The organism is Bacillus cereus group sp. MYBK216-1 (assembly GCF_051916495.1).
GTDB lineage: Bacteria > Bacillota > Bacilli > Bacillales > Bacillaceae_G > Bacillus_A > Bacillus_A thuringiensis_K.
Window position 1 is genome coordinate 651,344 of record NZ_JBQAGT010000002.1, and the last position, 22,831, is coordinate 674,174.

Here is a 22,831-nt window from a genome sequence, read left to right on the forward strand (position 1 = left end):
ATAACCGATTATCGGTATCTAATATATAAGGAATGCTTTTAGTATTTGTAGCAATTCCTGAAAGGATTAAATGGAGGATTTATGAAAGAACAAAAAGGCAAGAAGCAGAAGACATATATATCTATTCGATTAAATATAATGTTCCTTTGCATATTTGTACTATTCTCAGCTATTATTATGCAGCTAGGAAAGGTACAAATCGTTGAGGGAGAGGCTTATAAGAACCAAGTGGAAAGTAGTCAAAATGCAATAACTAGTATTCCAGTTCCACGTGGACAAATTTTAGATCGAGAAGGGAAAACAGTTGTTAATAATAAATCTCTTCGCACAATTACGTATACAAGGGTGAAGGGAATTACGAGTGAAGATACTTTAAAAACAGCAAAAGACTTGGCGAAAGTACTTGAAATGCCTGAACAAGATATAAATAAATTAACAGATATCGATAAAAAAGATTTTTGGATGCAGTTGAATTCGAAACGTGCGGAGGCAAAGATTACTAAGAAAGATATAGAAAAGTTTAAAGAAAAGGGTATAGAGGGAAAAGAGTTAGATAAAAAAATAGAAGACTTAAGACGAGGTCGTGTTACAGAGGTAGAATTAGCAGAATTAACAGCACAAGATTTAAAGGTGTTAGCTATTAAAAGTAAAATGAGTTCAGGTTATCAACTAACACCACAAATCATTAAAAAAGATGTAACAGATGAAGAGTATGCGCGGATAAGCGAAAATCTTGCGGATTTTCCAGGAGTAGATGCAACTGTTGATTGGGAACGTAATTATGTAAACGGTAATTTATTTCGTTCTGTATTAGGAAATATTACGAGTAGTGAAGAAGGATTACCGAAAGAAAATTTAGATTCTTATTTAGTACGTGGATATAACCGTAATGATCGTGTTGGAAAAAGTTATATTGAACAACGATATGAAGATGTATTACACGGCACAAAAGAAGAAGTGAAAAATATTACTGATAAATCAGGAAACATTGTTAACACAGAAATAATCTCTAAAGGAAAAAGTGGTAATAGTTTAACATTAACGATTGATATGGAATTACAAAAGAAAGTTGAAGAAAGTATAGAGAAAAACTTGAGAGCTTTTAAGAGTTCAGAGCCACTGCTCGATCGAGCTTTTGTTGTCATGACGAATCCAAATAACGGACAAATTTTATCAATGGCAGGCAAAAAGATTGTAGAAAAAGAAGGGAAAATAGAGGTTGAGGATTTGGCATTAGGAAACATGACAACTTCGTATGAGCTAGGGTCAGCTGTAAAAGGTGCTACTTTATTAACTGGATATGAGACAGGGGCAATACATCCAGGAGATCAATTTTATGACGCACCGATGAAATTTAAAGGTACACAAGTTAAGAAATCGTGGAATGTATCCGGATTTGGTAATATTAATGATTTACGGGCTTTACAAGTATCTTCGAATGTATACATGTTCCAGACAGCTTTAAAAATTGCGGGAGTCAATTACGTACCAAATGGCTCATTAGATATTAAACAAGGAGCATTTGATACGATGCGCTATTATTTCAAGCAATTTGGTTTAGGTGTCCCAACAGGTATTGATTTACCGAATGAAATAATTGGACAAACGAGAAAAGTAGATAGTCAACCTGGTTTTTTACTAGATTTTTCTATCGGTCAGTATGATACGTATACGCCGTTGCAATTAGCGCAATATATTTCAACGATTGCGAATGGTGGTTATAGAATGCAACCTCAAATTGTACAAGAAATACGAGAACAATCAATAAAAGAAGAGGTTGGCAAAGTTATACGTTCCATAGAGCCTGTCGTATTAAATCGAATTGATATGAAGAAAGAACATATTGATCGTATAAAAGAAGGGTTTAGATGGGTATTCCAAGAAGGTGATGGAACTGGCGTGAAATATTTCAAAAACGCGCCATATAAACCAGCAGGAAAGACAGGAACAGCCCAAACTGTATATGGTGGAGATGACCCGATTGGCAGAAATGCAAAAGGAGAACGTATGGAATGTTACAACTTAACGTTAGTTGGATATGCTCCATATGATAATCCAGAAGTAGCATTTTCCGTAGTAGTTCCATGGCTTCATGATGATAAAAATGGAATTAATTCTATAATTGGAAAGGAAGTTTTAGATGTATACTTTGATTTGAAACAGCAACGCATACATGCTGAATCTACTAGTACAGGTAGTTCTAAGCAAAATTAGAATACTTTTCTCAGGGAAGAGAACCTGTTTATATAAAGCCATTTATAAGTAAAAAAATGAAATATGAAATAAGAGATAGTGGCGATCATAGCTACTATCTCTTATTTTGTTAATAACTCTCATACTAGCTATAAATTTTTTTCAGTTTATGGAACAAATTTGGTTCGGTGATTGTCTATTATGTGTACGTATAAAAAGGTGCTAAAAATTTGGAAGGAATGATGATTTTGAAAAATAAGAGGATGCTAAAAATAGGAATATGCGTTGGTATATTAGGTTTAAGTATTACAAGCCTAGAAGCTTTTACAGGAGAGTCACTGCAAGTTGAAGCGAAAGAAAAGACTGGACAAGTGAAACATAAAAATCAGGCAACGCATAAAGAGTTCTCTCAACTTGAGAAAAAATTTGATGCTCGATTAGGTGTATATGTGATTGATACTGGTACAAATCAAACAATCTCTTATCGACCTAACGAAAGATTTGCCTTCGCATCAACTTACAAGGCTTTAGCCGCGGGAGTATTACTACAGCAAAACTCAATTGATTCATTAAATGAAGTAATCACATATACGAAAGAAGACTTAGTGGATTATTCACCTGTTACAGAGAAACATGTAGATACTGGAATGAAACTAGGAGAAATTGCTGAGGCAGCTGTTCGTTCAAGCGATAATACTGCAGGGAACATTTTATTTAATAAAATAGGAGGACCGAAAGGATATGAAAAAGCGCTTAGGCATATGGGGGATCGGATTACTATGTCTGATCGCTTTGAAACAGAATTAAACGAAGCTATTCCAGGAGACATTCGTGACACTAGTACAGCGAAAGCTATTGCTACGAATCTTAAAGCTTTTACGGTCGGAAATGCACTTCCAGCTGAAAAACGTAAAATTCTTACAGAGTGGATGAAAGGAAATGCTACAGGGGACAAACTTATTCGTGCAGGCGTACCAACTGACTGGGTAGTTGGAGATAAATCAGGTGCTGGTAGTTACGGGACAAGAAATGATATTGCTATCGTTTGGCCTCCAAATAGAGCACCAATTATCATCGCAATTTTATCTAGTAAAGATGAGAAAGAGGCAACCTATGATAATCAACTCATTGCAGAGGCAACTAAAGTTATAGTTAAGGCTCTTAGGTAATAGTATTTTAGTTTTCGCATTTTTAACATGAAAGTATTAAAAGTATAAAGTTAGAAAACGACTCTTTTCTTGTGATAAGAGTCGTTTTTGTATTCTTATTATTAAAAAGGTAAAAGTAAAAATATAACGAATATATATGACATATCTCATACGAAATTTCATGTACTGTATTATTTTATTAATTTAAATAAATTTCAAGAAAGTATAATATAATTCAGTTAGCATATAGAAGTGTTTGATGAGAATGTAAAGGAGAAAATATGAAAAAGAAAATTAATAGAATTGTAATGATTATTTGTATATTAGTAGGTTTTACAATCTTTTTATATTTACAGAACAATTTAATAAGTATAACTGAGGTTAAAATAACCTCTAGTAAAATACCATCCTCTTTTAAAGGGTATAAAATTCTACAAATTTCAGACTTACACAATAAAAAATTTGGCGATAATCAAGATGTGTTAATTCAAAAAATAAAAAGTATAGACCCAGATATTATTGCGATTACGGGTGATTTAATTGACAGTAAATCATACGATGCAGAAGTTAGTATGCAATTAATACGAGAAATGGTAAAGAAGTATCCTGTATATTTTGTGACAGGAAACCATGAACAATGGTCTGGAAAGTATAACAGTTTAGAAAAAGAGTTGAAGAAATATGGTGTCAATATTTTAAGAAATGAACATGTAGGTATTCGAAAGGGTGAGCAAGAAATAAACTTGCTAGGTATTGATGATCCAGAGTTTGGTACTGGAAACCGTGATGAAGGAAATATTATAATAGATGAAATTAAAAAAGCAAAAATTGAAATGCAGCCAGAGAGATATAATGTATTATTATCCCATAGGCCTGAATTTATAAAGGAATATACGAATGAGAGGTTGGATTTGGTTTTATCGGGACATGCTCATGGAGGGCAAGTTAGATTGCCATTTATCGGTGGATTAGTTGCTCCAAATCAAGGTGTTTTACCTAAATATACAGCAGGTTTATATGTAGAACAAAATACATCAATGGTAGTGAGTAGAGGATTAGGAAATAGTATCATTCCGCAAAGAATTTTGAATAGGCCAGAGATTGTAGTCGTGCAGTTAAATTAAGCTGTACGATTTTTTATACAAAAGTGAGTAAAGAGATTTTATGTATTTTGCAGGAGTTAACATTACAATTTTGTTAAAAATTTTCTACGTTACATAAAGTAACAAAATTTGACCCTGATTGTTTGTTATAGTGTAAATAATCAAAAAACTTAAAAATTGTCGAGTGAAAATTGTGATAAGTAATTCATGTAAAAAACTTAAAGGGGTGTACACATGCATAAAGAATATGAAATTGAAGAATACACGGCGATTGAGGAACAAATACATTATTATTGTAAATGTTTATTAGTAAGTCATCCTGATCAAATAATAAAGTATTTAGAAAAAAGATTAGAAAAATATGCAGAAACATTACAATATGCACATTTATATCCTGACACAGTTATTTTACCGTTACAGCAATTAGTTATTGAATATTCTTTAGATGTTGCTAGAATTCGGAAGTATATGAATTTAAAAACGTAAAGTGAAATTTATAGTTTAAATGAAACAGAGTCGGCTTTAGGAAATGAAATTCTAATGTCGACTCTGTTTCATTGTTTAATATCGTTGATTGAACATACATACTAATCAATGAAGTTTGACATATAATTAAGCAAGGGTAAAATAAAAGTGAGTACTCACTCATTTCATTGGAAAAGGAGGATGAAACGTGCAACAACCTTCAATTATTTTACGGACTGTATCAAAAAGTTTTGGAAAAAAAGAAGTGTTACACAATCTTTCATTGCAAGTTGAAAAAGCAGAAATTTTTGGTTTTGTTGGACCTTCTGGATCGGGGAAAACAACGCTCATTAAAATGATTGCAGGTATTAATGAGGCAACGAAAGGTGAAGTGCTTGTTAATAATACTAATATGCCTAATTTAAATGAAATGAAAAGAATTGGTTATATGGCCCAAGCGGATGCATTATACGAAGAATTGTCAGCATATGAAAATGCAGATTTTATAGCAACGATGTATGGACTAAAGGGAAAACGTAAAAAGACAAGAATTGCACAGGTTTTTGAACTTGTACAATTGTCACAGTATATGAAAAAGCAAGTACAACAATTTTCAGGTGGAATGAAAAAACGCTTATCATTAGCGATAGCACTCCTTCACGAACCAGAAATATTAATTTTAGATGAGCCTACAGTGGGGATAGATCCACTTCTTAGAAAAACAATTTGGGAAAAATTTTATGACCTTAAAAAGAAAGGTACAACGATTATTGTAACGACGCACATTATGGATGAAGCTGAATTTTGTGAGCGTCTAGGGTTAATTAGAGAAGGGAAACTAGTTGCGGTTGGAACAACTGAAGAATTGAAAAAACGCGTGTCATCTGGACGGATTGAAGATGTCTTTTTGCTGGAAGAGGTGGCTCCGTCATGAGAGTTACTGGTGTAATCATTCGTATTATTCGTCAATTTTTTCGAGATAAGCGTTCGTTAGCAATGATGTTTGGAGCACCGATGTTATTACTTTGGCTTTTGTCACTAGTGTTTACACAGAAAGACTATGTACCGCAAATTGCTGTTGTTGATATGCCCGCTCAAATAGTAAAAGTGATGAAAAATCAAGAAGCGTCAATTTATGAATACAGTAAGGAAAAGGCGATTTCTGAGTTGGAAAAACAAAAGGTAGATGCAGTATTTCGTATAGAGAATGGAAAAATGAAACTTCTGTTGGAAGGTAGTGATTCGTCAAAAAATCGTGCTGTACTTCAAGTATTGCAAAAAAGCACAGAGAAGAATGATGTATCGATTATGAAACCTGAAGTAAATTATTTACATGGCTCTAAAGACTTTACGATGTTTGATGGGCTTGGTCCTGTATTAATTGGTTTCTTTACATTTTTCTTTGTATTTATATTATCAGGTGTATCTTTCGTAAGAGAACGTTTAAGTGGTACGCTAGAAAGGTTATTATCCACCCCAGTAAGAAGATGGGAAATAGTCGCAGGTTATATTATTGGTTTTGGATTCTTTGCCTTTATACAATCCATTATTATCGTAAGCTTTTCCGTTTATATTTTAGATTTATACGTAGCTGGCTCCATATGGCTAACGCTACTTATTACATGTATGCTCTCTTTAACTGCACTAACATTAGGTACGTTTTTATCGACATACGCAAATAATGAATTTCAAATGATTCAATTTATACCGCTTGTTATTGTGCCACAAATCTTCTTTTCTGGATTATTTCCAATGGAATCTATGAACAAGTGGCTACAAATGTTAGGGAAAGCATTTCCACTCACATACGGCGCTGACGCAATAAGACAAGTGATGATTCGGAATCAAGGGTTTACAGAGATTGCATTAGATCTTACTGTGTTATTACTTTTTTCACTATTATTTGCAGTAGGAAATGTATTTGCTTTAAAGAAACATCGCAAAATATAATAATGACAAAAAGGAGCTTTATAAATGCAGAAAGATTGGCTGGAGGAATTAATAGCTGCAACTAATACGGATAAACGAAATGAACGTCAAATGCGAATATTAGAGGCGGCTGTTGATATGTTTGGAGAAAAAGGATACGCTTCAACTTCAACAAGTGAAATTGCAAAGCGTGCTGGTGTAGCGGAGGGAACCATCTTCCGCTACTATAAGACGAAAAAAGATTTATTACTAGCGGTCGTAATGCCAACTTTAACTAAGTTCGCTGCACCATTTTTCGTACAAACCTTTGCAAAAGAAATATTTAAATCGGAGTATGAATCGTATGAAGGACTTTTAAGGGTTGTAATTCATAATAGATTTAAATTTGCTCAAAAACACTTTCCTATGATAAAAATATTAATTCAAGAAGTACCATTTCAACCAGAACTGAAAAATGAAATACAGCAATTAGTAGAAACAGAACTGTTTTCACATTTCAAAAAGTTGATTGTGAAATTTCAAGAAGAAGGGGAAATAATTGAGATACCACCATCTTCCGTATTACGTCTTACTTTATCAGCTGTATTAGGTTTATTATTAACACGATTTTTATTATTGCCTGAAGAAAAATGGGATGATGAAGCGGAAATTGAAAATACGATTCAATTTATATTGTATGGATTAACTCCACGAATTTAATCGTTGAAGTGTGAATTACATACATTACTTTTAAGTGAAAATAAATCGCCTTTAAAAAGGCGATTTATTTTCATTATATATTTTTGATAAATAAGTACTTGTTTAATAAAAACATTCTAAATCAGCGTGTTTCTTTGTCTCTTCTTCTAAGACCTAATAATCCTGCTAGTCCTAATAAACCAAGCCAAGCCCAATTATTATTTCTATCACGATTATCATTTAAATCATTTGTTGTATTTACATTTCGAGTTCTCACATCATTATTAACTCTGTCTAAATTATTGTCATTTACTCGAGTTGAAATATCAGTGTTATTAACTCTGTTCATATTATTTCCATCGTATTCAGCTTGCGCAGATGTACCTAAAAACATAATAGATAGTGCTAAAACACTTAAGGTTGATGATAATTTCTTTTTCATAACAATCCCTCCTTTCTTAATAATTAAGTTCTCCGAAGCATGTGTGTATTATTCATTTCACAATATCTAAACCCTCATTAAATAGAGCGCACATTTATAGAAAATAGAGTTGAATGATTGTTAATATTTCATTGGATATATATTTCTCATAAAAATAAATGCATCAAACTTTGCTTAAAATGTTAATCTTAGTACAATTTATATTATACGGACTAGCAATAAGGAGGTAATGAGATGCGACAATTTGCAAAACCTACAATCGTCGTAAGTAAATGTTTAGAATTTGATGCTTGTCGTTATAATGGAGAGATGATTCCAGATGTAACAATACGAAATTTGCAGCCATTTGTTACATTTATACCTGTTTGTCCAGAAGTCGAGATTGGATTGGGGACTCCTCGAGAAACGATACGAATTGTAGAAGAAAATGGTGAGAATAGACTTGTGCAACCGTCGACACGAGAAGATGTAACTGAAAAAATGGAACAGTTTTCAAATGACTTTTTACAAACGATACCGGATGTGGATGGTTTTATTTTAAAGAATCGTTCGCCAAGTTGTGGTACGCGCGATGTGAAAATTTATTCTGGTTTTGAAAAAGCACCAGCAAAGGGAAAAGGATCAGGCTTATTTGGCGGAGCAGTAATAAAAAAATTTTCGCATCTTCCTATTGAAGAGGAAGGCAGATTGTCGAATTTTATTATTAGAGAGCATTTCTTTACAAGGCTATTTACAATCGCATATTACAAAATGATTAAACATAATAAAAATATGAAAGACCTTGTATCGTTTCAGTCGGACAATAAATATTTATTTATGGCATATAATCAGGTGAAACAAAAGGAATTAGGGCGTATAATTGCAAATCACAAAAATGAAAAGATTGAAGTGGTATTTGAAAACTATGAGAAGACTTTATATGAATTATTTATGCGCACACCCCGTTATACATCGAATGTAAATGTATGCGAGCACATTTTTGGATATTTTAAAACAAAGCTAAAAAAACAAGAAAAAGATCATTTTATAGAACTGTTACAAAAGTATGCAGAAAAGAAAATACCACTTAGTAGTTTACTTACAATTTTAAAATCATGGGCCATTCGATTTGATGAGAAGTATTTATTAAGACAGACGTATTTCGAACCATATCCTGAAGCATTAGTAGAAATTTCTGATTCAGGAAAAGGTAGAGATTATTAAACAATAAATTACATAATTCGACACAAAATCTCCTATGTTGTTGTAGAACAATGTAGGAATTTTTTTGTGCATTAGTACAGAATCTGTTTTAAAATTAAGTTATGACAGAATTATAGCAATTGTCTAACTAATACTTTTGTCTTTTAAGTTGTTATGTTTGTAGTAGAAACTCGCACGCTGTCGAAACTCAATATTCGATAAGGGGTGTGTAGCGGAATGGAATTTACTCTAACTCGCGAAAAACAAATGATTAAAGAAATGGTACGTGACTTTGCTGAAAAGGAAATCGCACCGAAAGCTGTATATTATGACAAAACTGCAGAGTTTCCATATGAAACATTTCAAAAAATGGGCGAACTAGGATTACTAGGCATCCCATTCCCAGAAGAGTATGGAGGTTCAGGTGGCGATACGGTATCGTATGCGTTAGCAGTTGAAGAAATTGGTCGCGCTTGTGGTGGCACCGGTTTAAGCTATGCTGCAACAATTTCATTAGGTGCTTCTCCAATTTATTATTTCGGTACAGAAGAACAAAAACAAAAGTATTTAGTTCCAATGGCGTCAGGAAAAACATTAGGTGCCTTCGGATTAACGGAGCCGAATGCTGGATCAGATGCAGGTGGTACTCAAACGAAAGCGGTATTAGATGGTGATGAGTATGTAATCAGTGGTGAGAAGTGTTGGATTACAAACGCAGAGTATGCAAATACCATTATTGTAACCGCTGTCAATGGTATTGAAGAGAATGGTAGAAAACGCATTTCAGCATTTATCGTACCTACTACTAGTGAAGGATTAACGATTTCTAGTCCTTACGATAAAATGGGCGTTCGCGCTTCTAATACTTGTGAAATCGTACTTGATGGTGTTCGTGTACCGAAAGAAAATATTCTTGGTGATGTAAATAAAGGTTTTAAACAATTTTTATATACACTTGATGGAGGACGTATTTCAATCGCAGCATTGGCAGTTGGTATTGCGCAATCAGCCTTTGAACGTGCATTGCAATATGCGAAAGAACGTCAACAATTTGGAAAGTCAATTTCTAATTTCCAAGCAATTCAATTTAAATTGGCTGATATGGCGACTGAAGTAGAGTTAGCTCGTAATTTAGTACATAAAGCAGCTTGGTTAAAAGATAACGATAAACCTTTCGGCAAAGAAGCGGCAATGGCAAAACTATTTGCATCGGAAGCGGCAAGCCGTATTGCGAATCAAGCAGTACAGATTCATGGTGGATATGGGTATATGCGTGAATATGAAGTTGAACGACATATTCGTGATGCGAAACTATTAGAAATTGGTGAAGGAACTTCTGAAATTCAACGTCTCGTAATTGCTAGACATTTAGGATGTAGATAAAAGGGAGGAATCACTATGTTTCAAAAAATATTAATTGCGAATCGTGGAGAAATCGCTGTTCGTATTATGAAAACTTGTCAAAAACTAGGCATCCGTACTGTTGCTATTTATTCTGAAGCAGATGAAAATGCCCTTCATGTGAAAATGGCAAATGAAGCTTACTTAGTAGGTGGACCGCGTGTTCAAGAAAGCTATTTAAACCTTGAAAAAATTATTGAAATAGCTAAGAAGACAAATGCAGAAGCAATTCATCCGGGTTATGGTTTATTATCAGAGAATCCGTCTTTTCCGGTTCGCTGCAAAGAAGAAGGAATCGTATTTATCGGTCCTTCAGAAGAAATTATTACGAAGATGGGAAGTAAAATTGAATCACGTATCGCAATGCAAGCAGCAGATGTCCCAGTAGTCCCAGGTATTACTACAAATATTGAAACTGCTGAAGAAGCAATTGAAATTGCAAAACAAATTGGTTATCCATTAATGCTTAAGGCATCCGCAGGTGGCGGAGGCATTGGTATGCAGTTGATGGAAACTGAGCAAACGCTCACCAAAGCGTTTGAAAGTAATAAAACAAGAGCGCAAAACTTTTTTGGTAACGGAGAAATGTATTTAGAGCGATATATAGCAGACGCGCATCATATTGAAATTCAGCTTTTAGCAGATACACATGGTAACACAGTGTATTTATGGGAGCGTGAATGTTCGGTACAGCGCCGAAATCAAAAAGTAATCGAAGAAGCACCCTCACCATTTTTAGATGAAGGTACACGAAGAGCGATGGGAGAAGTTGCTGTACAAGCTGCCAAAGCACTTGGCTATACAAATGCAGGTACAGTTGAGTTTCTTGTAGATGATCAGAAAAATTTCTATTTCTTAGAAATGAATACGAGATTACAAGTAGAGCATCCAGTGACAGAAGAAATTACGGGATTAGACCTTGTAGAACAGCAACTCCTTATCGCAAGTGGAGAGAAACTATCATTTACTCAGGATGATGTAAAACGTAGTGGTCATGCCATTGAAGCTCGTATTTATGCAGAGGATCCGAAAACATTCTTCCCATCACCTGGGAAAATTACAGATTTAACATTACCGTCAAATGTACGGATTGATCACTTCTTAGAAAATCATGTAACGATTACACCTTTCTATGATCCAATGATTGCGAAAGTCATTGCACATGGCGAGACTCGTGAAGAAGCAATTTCGAAATTACATGATGCTCTAGAAGAATTAAAAGTAGAAGGTATTAAAACGAATACTCCAATGCTACTGCAAGTTTTGGAAGACGAAGTGTTCAAAGAGGGTATTTATACAACGGGTTTTGTAACGAAACAGCTCGTTAAAAAATAAGATTTAACAATTTTAAGGGGGAAAAATGATGACGAAAGTATACGCATCGATGGCAGGAAACGTTTGGAAGATTGTTGTAGGAGTAGGGGACACAGTAGAGGAAGAGCAGGATGTCGTCATTTTGGAATCTATGAAAATGGAAATTCCAATCATTTCAGAGGAAGCCGGTACAGTTATGAAAATTAATGTGCAAGAAGGCGATTTTGTAAATGAAGGAGATGTATTATTAGAAATTGAATAGGGAGATATAGGGGGAAGCGAATTGAAACTACCTAATTTTGCTGTCATTAAAGAAGTAGGACCACGTGATGGCTTACAAAATGAAAAAAAGATTGTTGGCACAAAAGATAAAGTAAAATGGATTCAACTACTTACAGAAGCAGGATTGTCGTATGTTGAAGTTTCCTCATTCGTTCACCCAAAATGGGTCCCAGCATTAGCGGATGCAAATGATGTGTTTTCTGAGCTGAAAAGGGATCCCAATGTTACATATGCTGCGCTTGTTCCGAACCAAAATGGTTTGGAACGAGCTTTTTTGCAAAATGTAGATGAGGTGAATGTTTTTTTATCAGCAAGTGAATCTCATAATAAAAGTAATATTAATAAATCGATTAAAGAAGCATTAGTTGTAATTGAAGATATAACAAAACAGGCATTATTCGAAGGGAAAAAGGTAAGAGGTTATATTTCTACTGTATTTGGATGTCCTTATGAAGGGGATATAAGTCTCGCAGCAGTTGACGAATTATGTAATCAGCTATTTTCATACGGCATTTATGAAGTATCTCTTGGTGATACGATTGGTGTAGCAAATCCGTTACAAGTAGAGCAAGTATTAGAACATTTATTAAAGAAATATGATGCTTCACAGTTTGCAATGCACTTCCATAATACGTATGGAATGGCTCTGGCGAATGTAGTTAAGTCATTAGAATATGGTATTACAACATTTGATAGTTCTTGTGGTGGTCTTGGTGGATGTCCATATGCACCAGGAGCATCAGGTAATGTTGCAACTGATGACTTAGTTCATATGCTCCATAAGTTAGGGGTACAAACGAATATTGATGAAGAGAAGTTATTGAGAGCGAGTCAATTTATTCAAAGTAAATTAAATATCCAATTACCGAGTCATGTGTATAGAGCGCTTCAACATAAAACGATAAGTAGGTGAGAAGATGCTACAATTACAAAACATTTCAGTTGATTACGTAACACCACACGTTGTAAAGATTTCATTAAATCGTGAAAGACAAGCAAACTCATTATCTTTAGCGTTATTAGAAGAGTTGCAAAACATACTAACTCAAATAAGTGAAGAGTCAAATACTCGTGTAGTTATTTTAACAGGGGCTGGTGAAAAAGCATTTTGTGCCGGAGCTGATTTAAAAGAACGTGCTGGCATGAATGAAGAACAAGTTCGCCATGCTGTTAGTATGATTCGCACTACTATGGAAATGGTTGAACAATTACCACAGCCAGTTATTGCTGCTATAAATGGAATTGCACTTGGTGGTGGTACGGAATTAAGTTTAGCTTGTGATTTTAGAATTGCTTCAGACACTGCAAGTCTTGGTCTTACTGAAACGACACTTGCAATTATACCAGGAGCAGGTGGTACACAGCGCTTACCGAGATTAATTGGTGTTGGTAGAGCGAAAGAATTAATTTATACAGGTAGACGTATTTCAGCGCAAGAAGCGAAAGAATATGGTTTAGTAGAATTCGTTGTACCAGCTAATTTACTTGAAGAGAAAGCGATTGAAATAGCAGAGAAAATTGCTAGTAATGGACCTATTGCTGTTCGATTAGCAAAAGAGGCAATTTCAAACGGTATTCAAGTTGATTTACATACCGGATTACAAATGGAAAAACAAGCGTATGAAGGTGTAATCCATACGAAAGATCGAATAGAAGGATTACAGGCATTCAAAGAAAAACGCAAACCGATGTATAAGGGGGAGTAAATATGTTAGACCAAAAACAACAATCTAATTCATTTGAAGAACGAGTTGAAACAATTAAACAAGGCGGGGCACCGAAATATCATGAGCAAAATAAAGCAAAAGGAAAATTATTCGTTCGAGATCGTTTAGCGCTTCTATTTGATAATGGCGAATATGTAGAAGATGCATTATTTGCTAACTGTGAACAAACAGGCTTACCTGCGGACGGCGTTGTAACGGCAACGGGTAAAATACATGGTCGTACTGCGTGTGTAATGGCCAATGATTCTACTGTAAAAGCTGGATCATGGGGATCACGCACAGTTGAAAAGATTTTACGTATTCAAGAAACAGCTGAAAAACTACGTGTTCCGTTATTTTATTTAGTCGACTCTGCTGGAGCGCGTATTACAGATCAAGTAGAAATGTTCCCAGGGCGCCGCGGTGCAGGAAGAATCTTCTATAATCAAGTGAAGTTATCAGGTAAAGTTCCTCAAGTATGCTTATTATTTGGACCTTCTGCAGCTGGTGGTGCGTATATTCCAGCCTTTTGTGACGTTGTAATGATGGTAGAAGGAAATGCATCTATGTATTTAGGATCTCCTCGTATGGCTGAGATGGTTATCGGTGAGAAGGTAACGTTAGAAGAGATGGGCGGAGCTCGTATGCATTGCTCTGTATCAGGATGCGGAGATGTTTTATGTAAGACCGAAGAAGATGCAATTACACAAGCAAGACAATATATTTCATATTTTCCAAACAACTACTTAGAGAAGACTCCATTGGTTACACCTCAAGAACCGAAACAATTCGAAAAAACATTAGAACAAATCATTCCAGAAAATCAAAATGCGCCTTTCAATATGAAAGATCTCATTAATAGAGTTATTGATGAAGGTTCTTTCTATGAAGTGAAAAAATTATTTGCTCAAGAACTAATTACAGGCTTAGCACGTATTGATGGTAAGCCAGTTGGTATTATTGCAAATCAACCGCGTATGAAAGGCGGCGTATTATTCCACGATTCAGCTGATAAAGCTGCTAAGTTTATTAATTTATGCGATGCATATCATATTCCATTATTATTCCTTGCAGATGTACCTGGATTTATGATTGGTACAAAAGTAGAGCGTGCCGGTATTATTCGCCACGGTGCAAAAATGATTTCTGCAATGAGTGAAGCAACTGTACCTAAGATTTCTATCGTTGTTCGTAAAGCATATGGCGCTGGTTTATATGCGATGGCAGGTCCAGCATTTGAACCAGATTGCTGCTTGGCATTACCGACAGCCTCTATTGCAGTAATGGGTCCAGAAGCTGCGGTTAATGCTGTATTTGCAAATAAAATTGCAGCTTTACCAGAAGAAGAGCGTGCTAGCTTCATTGCTGAAAAACGTGAAGAGTATAAGAAAGATATTGATATATACCACTTAGCATCAGAGATGGTGATTGATGGTATTGTTCATCCAAACAATTTACGTGAAGAGTTAAAAGGACGTTTCGAAATGTATATGAGTAAATATCAAGTATTCACGGATCGTAAACATCCTGTATATCCAGTTTAAAAGCCCTATTTAGGGCTTTCTTGCTCAAAAAGTTAAGGAGGGGAAAACATTGAAACAAGCAGTTTGGTTTCCAACAGAAGAGTACAAGGGAAAAACACGTTTATATGGTTGGATGAAATCATTGGGATATGAAGACTATGAAACTTTTTATAATAAATCTATTGAGGAAACAGCTTGGTTTTGGGGAGAGGCAGAAAAAGCAGTGGGCTATCAATGGATGAAACCTTATACAGAAGTGTTAGATTTAGAAAATGGTACACCGTTTGCACAGTGGTATAATGGCGGAACATGTAACGTTGTAGAATCAGCTTTATCCCGCTGGCTTGCGGATGAAGAGACGAGAATACAGCCAGCACTTCAGTACGAAGGGGAAAATGGAACTTCAAAATCATTTACATATGAAGAGCTTGACAACTGGGTAAGCCGTGTTGCAAATGGTTTGAAACACGCGGGTATTGAGAAAGGTGACCGTGTAACAATTTATATGCCAATGATTCCAGAAACCGTTGTTGCGATGCTAGCTGTAATGAAAATCGGAGCAATTATTTCACCAATATTCTCAGGCTTTGCGTCTGATGCAGTTATGACACGTGTGCAAGCGGCAGGTTCAAAAATGATTATTACCGCAGAAGGATTTTCACGCCGAGGTAAAATTGTTTCTTTAAAAGATGAAGTAGATAAAGCTTGTGAACATTGCCCAACTGTTGAAAAAGTTGTTATCGTTCGTCATGCAGGGAATGATTTTACACCACATAACTATGACTTTTCGTGGAGTACGCTAGAAAAAGAAAAACCATTCATACATGCAGAGGAAATGCAAAGTGATGATCCATTAATGCTCATTTATACATCAGGAACGACTGGTAAGCCGAAAGGAACAGTACACACGCATGCAGGATTTCCTTTGAAAGCAGCTTTTGATGCAGGATTTGGAATGAATATTAAACAAGGTGATCGTGTATTATGGGTAACTGATATGGGCTGGATGATGGGGCCGTTTCTATTATTCGGTTCACTCATTAATGGAGCAACGATGGTTATGTACGAAGGTGTTCCAGACTTCCCAGAAGCAGACCGGTTATGGGAGACAGTTGATAAATATGAGATTACTCATTTAGGTATTTCGCCAACGTTAATCCGAGCATTAATGGCAAAAGGTGATGAGTATGTCAATAAACATTCTTTAAAGAGTTTGGAAGTATTCGCATCAACAGGAGAACCTTGGAATCCTAATCCATGGATGTGGCTGTTTGAAACAGTTGGAAAAGGAAATGTCCCAATCTGTAACTACTCAGGTGGAACTGAAATCTCTGGTGGGATTTTCGGTAATGTTCTTATTAAGCCAATAGCACCGATTAGTTTTAACGCATCTTTACCAGGAATGGCAGCTGTCGTACTGGATGATCAAGGTAAACCAATTCGAGATGAAGTCGGAGAATTATGCTTAGAGAAACCTTGGGTAGGTATGACGAAAAGCTTCTGGGAAGATGATGAACGTTACGTAAACACATATTGGTCGCGTTTTGAAAATAAATGGGTCCACGGTGACTGGGTCATTTACGATGGTGAACAATATATTATCACAGGGCGTTCAGACGATACGTTAAATATTGCAGGTAAACGTATTGGACCTGCTGAATATGAATCTATTCTTGTGAAACATAACGATGTAATTGAAGCTGCTGCAATTGGTGTATCTGACGAAGTAAAAGGTGAAGTTTGTCATTGTTTTGTAGTATTAAGAGATCATGTAACATTCACAGAAGAATTAAAGAAAGAATTAATGAGTTTAGTAAACTCTCATATTGGAAAAGCGTTGTGTCCTAAAGACATCCACGTTGTAGAAGATTTACCGAAAACACGTAACTCTAAAGTAATGCGCCGTGTTATTAAAGCAGCTTACTTAGGAAAAGAATTAGGTGATTTGTCTTCACTTGTAAATCCTGAAGTAGTTCCGTTTATTCAGGGGTTACAGTCTAGTAAATTATAAAATTAGAAAGGAGCTCTATATAAATAGAGCTCCTTTTTTATGTTTATAAAAAGAAAAAAGTGAATTTGATGAAGAAGAAAAATTTTACTATTAGTGTTAAGTATGTTTTTTAGTTTTAATCAAAATACGATATTATGGAATGTCTATTCAATGGAGAAATACTATTTTACAACAACAAGGTGATGACAAAGCGTGACTGCTTATATGTCTGTTTAAACCTTTACGTGTTAATATATAAAAAGCTGACTATACTCAGTCAGCTTTTTATATATTACATTCTAGTATTTATCTCGCTATTTGTCAGGCAGTAATGCCCCCACCTAAAAATTCAGCGAAAGCAAGGAAGTAGGTGAGGGGTCAACTTTCCGGAAAAGTCCGATTGGTTCCAAAAGACATATTCTTTCCTTTAAGTTGACATTAAGAATATTACCAATTTTTTCTTTTACAATGGCAACAAATAAAGAAACATTTACAACGACACTTATTTCGTTTAGAACTCCAATCATCATCACGATGACACTTTTCTTTAGATTTCCACCAATCATCATTACAATGTTTTTCCTGAGAACTCCAATCGTCATCACGATGACACTTTTCTTTAGATTTCCACCAATCATCATTACAATGTTTTTCCTGAGAACTCCAATCGTCATCACAATGACACTTTTCTTTAGATTTCCACCAATCGTCATCACAATGACACTTTTCTTTAGATTTCCACCAATCGTCATCACAATGACACTTTTCTTTAGATTTCCACCAATCATCATTACAATGCTTTTTCTGAGAACTCCAATCATCATCACAATGACGCTTTTCTTTAGATTTCCACCAATCATCACAACAATGCTTTTTCTGAGAACTCCAGCAATCATTTTTCCAGGACATTCATTTCTACCTCCTTTCAATAGTGTTCATATTATTCTATGTTTTAATAAAAAAATGGCTTGTTTATTAACCTACTATTTTATTTTTATATGATAGAGTGTTTTCTACTCGGTATAGAGTTCATACAAACTATGCTAATTTTTAAGAGATAGTGGAGGGAACTACTACTAGTTATGGTATTTTTCAATAAACATTTGTTGAAGAAAATGTTCTGATTACAAATAATATCTTATTTTCAAGTACGTTTTTTAAAATGTATATTTTACGATAACAAAGGAAAAATCCATGAATAAAGTCTATGTATATATGAGTTAATGGGAAAATCTAGTGTGTTTTTAAGAGGCGTCTTATTTAAAAGAAAAAAGATTTATTTTAAAAAGTGGTGTCTAAACATTAAATGAAGTAGGACTAAACTCACCTGCCCTAATTAAACAAGCTTTTAATTAGGGCAGGTCTGTTTTTATAATGAATAATGAAAAGAAAGTTTGGTACAATTGTTTGTTTTTTTCTTTTTATGTGTTTGCCTCGTACCCTTTTAAGCTAATGGACATACTTTACTAATAGAAAGGATTAGGAGGTGAGGTATTGGGTTCTCGATTTAATAATTGTAAAAAGAAATGTACATGTAAACAAGATGATTGTTGGGAAGTATTCGAAGAGTGTAAAAAAGAACAGCATGAGAAATGTGATAATTCTTGTGTACAAGGAATTAGAGATGAACTTAAGAAATTAATTAATCGAACAGTTCAAATTAATACAGAGGGACGTACTTATGTAGGTACTGTCTCGTCTGTAAGTTGTGATGTAGTTAGGCTTGCGGCTATTCCTGGATCGGTTGCAGTAATTATTTCCATTTGCAAAATTGAAGCAATTTTCCCACCTGTTACAACGGTTACTGCTGACTTTGATTTTAATGGTATTGATGTAGCAAACAAAGCATAATTATGCTGCTTTTTTGTAAAGCCATTCACATGAATGGCTTTATTTTAATTTCATATAAAAGGAGAATATATTCTTTATATAGAAATAAGTTTGAGGTTATAAAGCATGATGTACGAAAGGAGCAAGGAAGTGATTAAACTAGAAACCTTTAAAAAATCTGATTTTAAACAATTAATAAATTGGATTAATTCCGAAGAATTTCTAATACAATGGTCAGGTAATGCCTTCACATTTCCTTTAGACGAACAGCAATTAGAGAAGTATATAGAAAGTGCAAATACATTCGCTTTCAAAGTGGTAGATGAAGAGACTTCAGACGTTATTGGTCATATTTCGCTTGGGCAAATAGATAATATTAACAAGTCCGCTAGAATTGGAAAAGTATTAGTTGGTAATACGAAGATGAGAGGACGTTCTATAGGAAAACATATGATGAAAGAAGTACTTCATATTGCTTTTGACAAATTAAAACTACATAGAGTAACTCTTGGTGTTTATGATTTTAATACGTCGGCTATTTCATGTTACGAAAAAATAGGATTTGTAAAAGAAGGATTATTAAGAGAGTCGAAAAAAGTAGGGGAAACGTATTGGAATTTATGGGAAATGAGTATGTTAGAATATGAATGGAAGAAGTAGTAATAATAGTGATTTATAATTATATTATGTTAACAAAAGGGGATTGGTGGATATAGTGGATAATAAAACAAAAATTATTTCAGTTGCAGCTGTTTCAGGGGAGAGCTAGTATATTAAAACTGAGAAAGAAACCATTTTTGAAAAAGGCCCACCTGCATTGTTTCTGAGGAATAAGAGGACGAGCCCTAATTAAACGAAACTGAATGAATCTGTAAAAATTGTAACTAAAGTATGCATCAACAAGGTATTGAAAGGGATGAATAGTAAACTTTACAGATTATTCCATATATAACAAAACTGGTTAGCTTCTGATTTAAGCGCTACTAAATAATTATTATTAATAGAGTTATTCGTATACATTCTGTTCTTTTGGATGTTAAGTACCGTATAATTCACATCGTTTCGTTCATTTGAAAATGTTGATTCATTTAATAGTGTAAGTGTCGAGTTAATGTTGTATTTATCAATTCGCTCTTTTTTTCCTTTAAAAAACAGTTTGATAAGATGTGGCTCATTATTAATGAATAAGCCAAGTTCAGGCGATGAACGGACGATTAAATCATCTGATTTCCAATATGATTTACCTGGATCAAACCAAGAGATTTCTTTATTTTTAATGAATTTTTTGTATTGCTTTATGACATCAATGTAGTTTTGTTTTTTTTTCTGATCAACCGTTTGTACTAATGTTTCAAAACATTCAAAAGGTAGTTTGTTTTGATGAAATTTAATAACAGTTTCTCGTAATTGTTTCCAGTAATCAAAAGCTGGTTGATATTCAGGTTGGGATTTTAGATTTTTTATAAAGGTTGTTTTAGCTGTACTACCTTTCAGTGTGAAGTCTAAAAATTGTGTAAGCCCTACTTTAATTTCTGTCATATTACATCACCCTTCCAAACATTATTCATTTAATAATAGACGAAAAACCCTACACTTTTAAAGAAATGAGCTAGATGCTAGAAAACCTAATGTCCATGCACAATAGATACGGGAAAGCCAATCCGTAAGTATAAATGATGGACCATCCAATTGAAGATAAATTAGATAATGGTTACCAGGTGATAGGTTATTAATATAATCGGATAGTGAGGCGAGTTTAAAAGATAACAATATAGATTATTTAGCTTGGATTTGAGAAAAAAGTGCATGGGAATAAAGAGGGATATAGGGAAATGAGCCCTCATCAAAAAATATAAGTTGGTATCAGTATACCGTAGAGAATGAGTGTATAGAACATACAAGTAAAAGTATTGGCTAGCATACTTAAAATAAGCCGTATAAAGAGTTAATCATTGTGTGCTTTGATTATATAATGTCGCGAAATAAATAGTGTGAAGGACAGCTATCTTAGCAAGTGTTTCATGTAACGTTCATATACTTTAATTTTTTATAATTAATTAAATTTGAATTTTGTTTGTTGTTAAGAAAAGGTGAGAAGAAAATAAAAAAAGAGGGCTAATGCCCTCTTTTTCTTTTAATTTGGTAATTAATCACAGATTGGTATCCCAAGCACTCTTAGAGCTAATGCTACTTGAAGGGAAATCTCTAATCTAGCAATTTCAATACCAGCTACTGAAAGAACTAAAAAAGGTTGCCCGTTTACAAATACAACGCAACTATCCATAGTTAAGCCTCCTTTCTAGTAATCTACTATAGTATATGGATAGAACTTTAATATGTAATAGTTAAATTGTTGGATTTAATAGAATTAATAGATTAACCCATTTATACTAAACAAAAGAACACAACGAACGGAAACAGAGATGGATGTATGCCTCGAAAAACATAGGTTTTAAGACATGTAATGAGATATAAAATTCATCATATTGGTCAGCTATCTATATGGGCGAGGGAGTTAAACTTGCAATTTGTTTCAGCAAATTTGATTGGACGAGGATGATAGAATTAAAAACCGACTTGCATCTCAAACGCAAGTCGGTTTTTATATATAAGAAGATTTCTTAATTGAAATCTTCGGATTTTTTTTGACGTATATGTAAAAACATTAAAATTGTAATTATAAAGAAAACCAATAATGTTTGTATGATCAAATTTTTAAACTGAAGCAAAACTGCCCAAGATGTAACAGCATCTTTAAACGCTTGGAGTGCAGAGCACGAGGAAGGATCAAAACCATACTGTAGTAACTTTTTTGTTTCAATAAATGAAATGTTTTCTTCATCTGCATCTAATATTACTGAAATTAGTCTAGTGTCTCCTAGTTTTGCTGTACTGACAAAACTATAATTACCGTTAGTTGAAAAACTAGTTTGTAAGCCATCAACACCTTGAAGTTTAATGTTTTCATTAAGGGAATATATCATTTTATTCGTATTGAAAACCTGGGAATCTTTGAAGGTAAATTGGTAAGAGGTTAGTTTCGTAATATTCAATACATCTGGAAAATCTTTTACTAATCGTGCTGCTAGTTTAGCTGCATCTATTGCTGTTGTAGTTGATTGTTTATTTGTATCATTATTAATTCCAGTAGAGTTTAGAAATGGAGATGGTTGTAATAACTTTAGTTCTTTTGCTTTTTTATTCATTAATATTGTAAAGTTATCTTCATTTCCAGCAATGTGTTCTGCTAGAGCGAGTGCAGAACGATTATTCCCTGCCAGTAGCAATGCATGAAGTAAATCACGAACCGTTGTTTTATCATTCGATGTTACTTGTATAGGGCTTGTTTCTACTCGGAAAACTTCGTTACTTATTTGTACGAAGTCATCTAACTGTATTTTTCTATCATTTAGTTGCTCCAATACGATATATTCTGTCATTAATTTAGATAAAGCAGCTGATTGTACTGGAGTTTCTTCATTTTTTTTATAAACAATTTCACCTGAATTAGCATTTATTAAAATAGCTGATTTAGCTTGAATAATGGGACCATTTACATAAAGATAAAAATATAAAACGATAAGTGCAGTAATAAAAAAAGATAATAATAAAATAGCGAATTTCTTTAAGAATTGCATAAGCGAT

Annotated in this window: 22 protein-coding genes and 1 pseudogene; 18 read left to right on the forward strand and 5 right to left on the reverse strand. The window is 34.1% G+C overall.

The genetic code is table 11. The features are described 5' to 3' along the window. Positions 1-81 precede the first annotated feature (81 nt). The 7 genes from ACTFRH_RS08815 (at position 82) to ACTFRH_RS08845 (ending at position 7,537) form a co-directional block, all read left to right on the forward strand. Entirely contained in the window at positions 82-2,214 is a 2,133-nt protein-coding gene (locus ACTFRH_RS08815; protein WP_000662993.1) for a peptidoglycan D,D-transpeptidase FtsI family protein, read from the forward strand. 221 nt (positions 2,215-2,435) lie between these two features. Next, the gene (gene bla / locus ACTFRH_RS08820) at positions 2,436-3,362 is read left to right on the forward strand and encodes a class A beta-lactamase Bla1 (RefSeq protein ID WP_033703554.1); all 927 of its coding nucleotides are present in this window, start codon (positions 2,436-2,438) and stop codon (positions 3,360-3,362) included. Between the two features lie 260 nt (positions 3,363-3,622). Further along, a complete protein-coding gene (locus ACTFRH_RS08825; protein WP_000727192.1) occupies positions 3,623-4,465 on the forward strand; it encodes a metallophosphoesterase in 843 nt (280 codons plus the stop codon). A 213-nt stretch (positions 4,466-4,678) separates the two neighbouring features. After that, positions 4,679-4,930, forward strand: coding sequence for a hypothetical protein (locus ACTFRH_RS08830; RefSeq protein ID WP_000548621.1), 252 nt, complete (start codon positions 4,679-4,681; stop codon positions 4,928-4,930). 187 nt (positions 4,931-5,117) lie between these two features. Continuing rightward, positions 5,118-5,843, forward strand: coding sequence for an ABC transporter ATP-binding protein (locus tag ACTFRH_RS08835; RefSeq protein ID WP_001187072.1), 726 nt, complete (start codon positions 5,118-5,120; stop codon positions 5,841-5,843). Beyond that, a complete protein-coding gene (locus ACTFRH_RS08840) occupies positions 5,840-6,859 on the forward strand; it encodes an ABC transporter permease (RefSeq protein WP_001266756.1) in 1,020 nt (339 codons plus the stop codon). The genes ACTFRH_RS08835 and ACTFRH_RS08840 overlap by 4 nt, the downstream gene beginning before the upstream one ends. A gap of 24 nt (positions 6,860-6,883) precedes the next feature. Further along, positions 6,884-7,537 carry a TetR/AcrR family transcriptional regulator gene (locus ACTFRH_RS08845; RefSeq protein ID WP_001168190.1) on the forward strand — a complete coding sequence of 218 codons (654 nt, stop codon included), beginning with the start codon at positions 6,884-6,886 and terminating at the stop codon, positions 7,535-7,537. A gap of 121 nt (positions 7,538-7,658) precedes the next feature. Here the strand turns inward: ACTFRH_RS08845 and ACTFRH_RS08850 are convergent, their stop codons facing one another. Beyond that, the gene (locus ACTFRH_RS08850) at positions 7,659-7,958 is read right to left on the reverse strand and encodes a WGxxGxxG family protein (protein WP_000728164.1); all 300 of its coding nucleotides are present in this window, start codon (positions 7,956-7,958) and stop codon (positions 7,659-7,661) included. Between the two features lie 234 nt (positions 7,959-8,192). Between ACTFRH_RS08850 and ACTFRH_RS08855 the strand changes: the two genes are divergently transcribed. The 8 genes from ACTFRH_RS08855 to ACTFRH_RS08890 all read left to right on the forward strand — a co-directional run bounded on the left by ACTFRH_RS08855 (position 8,193) and on the right by ACTFRH_RS08890 (position 17,377). Continuing rightward, positions 8,193-9,161, forward strand: coding sequence for a YbgA family protein (locus ACTFRH_RS08855; protein ID WP_001248641.1), 969 nt, complete (start codon positions 8,193-8,195; stop codon positions 9,159-9,161). A 216-nt stretch (positions 9,162-9,377) separates the two neighbouring features. Next, complete coding sequence (locus tag ACTFRH_RS08860) at positions 9,378-10,523, forward strand: acyl-CoA dehydrogenase (RefSeq protein ID WP_000397279.1); 1,146 nt, start codon at positions 9,378-9,380, stop codon at positions 10,521-10,523. A 15-nt stretch (positions 10,524-10,538) separates the two neighbouring features. Continuing rightward, positions 10,539-11,876, forward strand: a complete 1,338-nt coding sequence (locus tag ACTFRH_RS08865) for an acetyl-CoA carboxylase biotin carboxylase subunit (protein WP_000486751.1) — start codon at positions 10,539-10,541, stop codon at positions 11,874-11,876. A 25-nt stretch (positions 11,877-11,901) separates the two neighbouring features. Next, the gene (locus ACTFRH_RS08870) at positions 11,902-12,117 is read left to right on the forward strand and encodes an acetyl-CoA carboxylase biotin carboxyl carrier protein subunit (protein WP_001987345.1); all 216 of its coding nucleotides are present in this window, start codon (positions 11,902-11,904) and stop codon (positions 12,115-12,117) included. 21 nt (positions 12,118-12,138) lie between these two features. Then, positions 12,139-13,050: a hydroxymethylglutaryl-CoA lyase gene (gene mvaB, locus ACTFRH_RS08875; RefSeq protein ID WP_000775423.1), complete on the forward strand. Its 912-nt coding sequence runs from the start codon at positions 12,139-12,141 to the stop codon at positions 13,048-13,050. 4 nt (positions 13,051-13,054) lie between these two features. Further along, on the forward strand, positions 13,055-13,843 hold the full coding sequence (locus ACTFRH_RS08880; protein WP_000939809.1) for an enoyl-CoA hydratase: 789 nt from the start codon (positions 13,055-13,057) through the stop codon (positions 13,841-13,843). 2 nt (positions 13,844-13,845) lie between these two features. Further along, on the forward strand, positions 13,846-15,387 hold the full coding sequence (locus ACTFRH_RS08885) for an acyl-CoA carboxylase subunit beta (RefSeq protein WP_000886746.1): 1,542 nt from the start codon (positions 13,846-13,848) through the stop codon (positions 15,385-15,387). A 49-nt stretch (positions 15,388-15,436) separates the two neighbouring features. Further along, positions 15,437-17,377, forward strand: coding sequence for an AMP-binding protein (locus tag ACTFRH_RS08890; protein WP_440048723.1), 1,941 nt, complete (start codon positions 15,437-15,439; stop codon positions 17,375-17,377). 320 nt (positions 17,378-17,697) lie between these two features. Here the strand turns inward: ACTFRH_RS08890 and ACTFRH_RS08895 are convergent, their stop codons facing one another. Next, positions 17,698-18,285, reverse strand: coding sequence for a hypothetical protein (locus tag ACTFRH_RS08895; RefSeq protein ID WP_332309760.1), 588 nt, complete (start codon positions 18,283-18,285; stop codon positions 17,698-17,700). Between the two features lie 565 nt (positions 18,286-18,850). On the opposite strand from ACTFRH_RS08895, the gene ACTFRH_RS08900 reads away from it, so the two are divergent. Further along, the gene (locus ACTFRH_RS08900) at positions 18,851-19,207 is read left to right on the forward strand and encodes a hypothetical protein (protein WP_000535575.1); all 357 of its coding nucleotides are present in this window, start codon (positions 18,851-18,853) and stop codon (positions 19,205-19,207) included. 105 nt (positions 19,208-19,312) lie between these two features. Continuing rightward, on the forward strand, positions 19,313-19,846 hold the full coding sequence (locus ACTFRH_RS08905; protein WP_000990085.1) for a GNAT family N-acetyltransferase: 534 nt from the start codon (positions 19,313-19,315) through the stop codon (positions 19,844-19,846). Between the two features lie 270 nt (positions 19,847-20,116). Here ACTFRH_RS08905 and ACTFRH_RS08910 read toward each other — a convergent pair whose 3' ends face one another. Together ACTFRH_RS08910 and ACTFRH_RS08915 are read right to left on the reverse strand one after the other, a co-directional pair. After that, positions 20,117-20,725, reverse strand: coding sequence for a hypothetical protein (locus ACTFRH_RS08910; protein WP_000136051.1), 609 nt, complete (start codon positions 20,723-20,725; stop codon positions 20,117-20,119). Between the two features lie 607 nt (positions 20,726-21,332). Continuing rightward, positions 21,333-21,470 carry a DUF3956 domain-containing protein gene (locus ACTFRH_RS08915; RefSeq protein ID WP_000376554.1) on the reverse strand — a complete coding sequence of 46 codons (138 nt, stop codon included), beginning with the start codon at positions 21,468-21,470 and terminating at the stop codon, positions 21,333-21,335. A gap of 165 nt (positions 21,471-21,635) precedes the next feature. Here ACTFRH_RS08915 and ACTFRH_RS08920 point away from each other — a divergent pair. Then, positions 21,636-21,746: pseudogene (locus ACTFRH_RS08920) on the forward strand (DinB family protein); the annotation flags it as partial. Positions 21,747-21,807: 61 nt separating this feature from the next. Here the strand turns inward: ACTFRH_RS08920 and ACTFRH_RS08925 are convergent. Continuing rightward, a complete protein-coding gene (locus ACTFRH_RS08925) occupies positions 21,808-22,824 on the reverse strand; it encodes a D-alanyl-D-alanine carboxypeptidase family protein (protein WP_001160046.1) in 1,017 nt (338 codons plus the stop codon). Between the last annotated feature and the right edge of the window lie 7 nt (positions 22,825-22,831).

Coding starts and splice junctions, on each gene's coding strand:
- ACTFRH_RS08910 (WP_000136051.1), bottom strand. CDS start 20,725: ATGACAGAAATTAAAGTAGGGCTTACACAATTTTTAGACTTCACACTG.
- ACTFRH_RS08860 (WP_000397279.1), top strand. CDS start 9,378: ATGGAATTTACTCTAACTCGCGAAAAACAAATGATTAAAGAAATGGTA.
- ACTFRH_RS08880 (WP_000939809.1), top strand. CDS start 13,055: ATGCTACAATTACAAAACATTTCAGTTGATTACGTAACACCACACGTT.
- ACTFRH_RS08850 (WP_000728164.1), bottom strand. CDS start 7,958: ATGAAAAAGAAATTATCATCAACCTTAAGTGTTTTAGCACTATCTATT.
- ACTFRH_RS08925 (WP_001160046.1), bottom strand. CDS start 22,824: ATGCAATTCTTAAAGAAATTCGCTATTTTATTATTATCTTTTTTTATT.
- ACTFRH_RS08855 (WP_001248641.1), top strand. CDS start 8,193: ATGCGACAATTTGCAAAACCTACAATCGTCGTAAGTAAATGTTTAGAA.
- ACTFRH_RS08865 (WP_000486751.1), top strand. CDS start 10,539: ATGTTTCAAAAAATATTAATTGCGAATCGTGGAGAAATCGCTGTTCGT.
- ACTFRH_RS08815 (WP_000662993.1), top strand. CDS start 82: ATGAAAGAACAAAAAGGCAAGAAGCAGAAGACATATATATCTATTCGA.
- ACTFRH_RS08885 (WP_000886746.1), top strand. CDS start 13,846: ATGTTAGACCAAAAACAACAATCTAATTCATTTGAAGAACGAGTTGAA.
- bla (WP_033703554.1), top strand. CDS start 2,436: ATGATTTTGAAAAATAAGAGGATGCTAAAAATAGGAATATGCGTTGGT.
- ACTFRH_RS08905 (WP_000990085.1), top strand. CDS start 19,313: ATGATGTACGAAAGGAGCAAGGAAGTGATTAAACTAGAAACCTTTAAA.
- ACTFRH_RS08845 (WP_001168190.1), top strand. CDS start 6,884: ATGCAGAAAGATTGGCTGGAGGAATTAATAGCTGCAACTAATACGGAT.
- ACTFRH_RS08915 (WP_000376554.1), bottom strand. CDS start 21,470: ATGGATAGTTGCGTTGTATTTGTAAACGGGCAACCTTTTTTAGTTCTT.
- ACTFRH_RS08830 (WP_000548621.1), top strand. CDS start 4,679: ATGCATAAAGAATATGAAATTGAAGAATACACGGCGATTGAGGAACAA.
- ACTFRH_RS08825 (WP_000727192.1), top strand. CDS start 3,623: ATGAAAAAGAAAATTAATAGAATTGTAATGATTATTTGTATATTAGTA.
- ACTFRH_RS08870 (WP_001987345.1), top strand. CDS start 11,902: ATGATGACGAAAGTATACGCATCGATGGCAGGAAACGTTTGGAAGATT.
- ACTFRH_RS08840 (WP_001266756.1), top strand. CDS start 5,840: ATGAGAGTTACTGGTGTAATCATTCGTATTATTCGTCAATTTTTTCGA.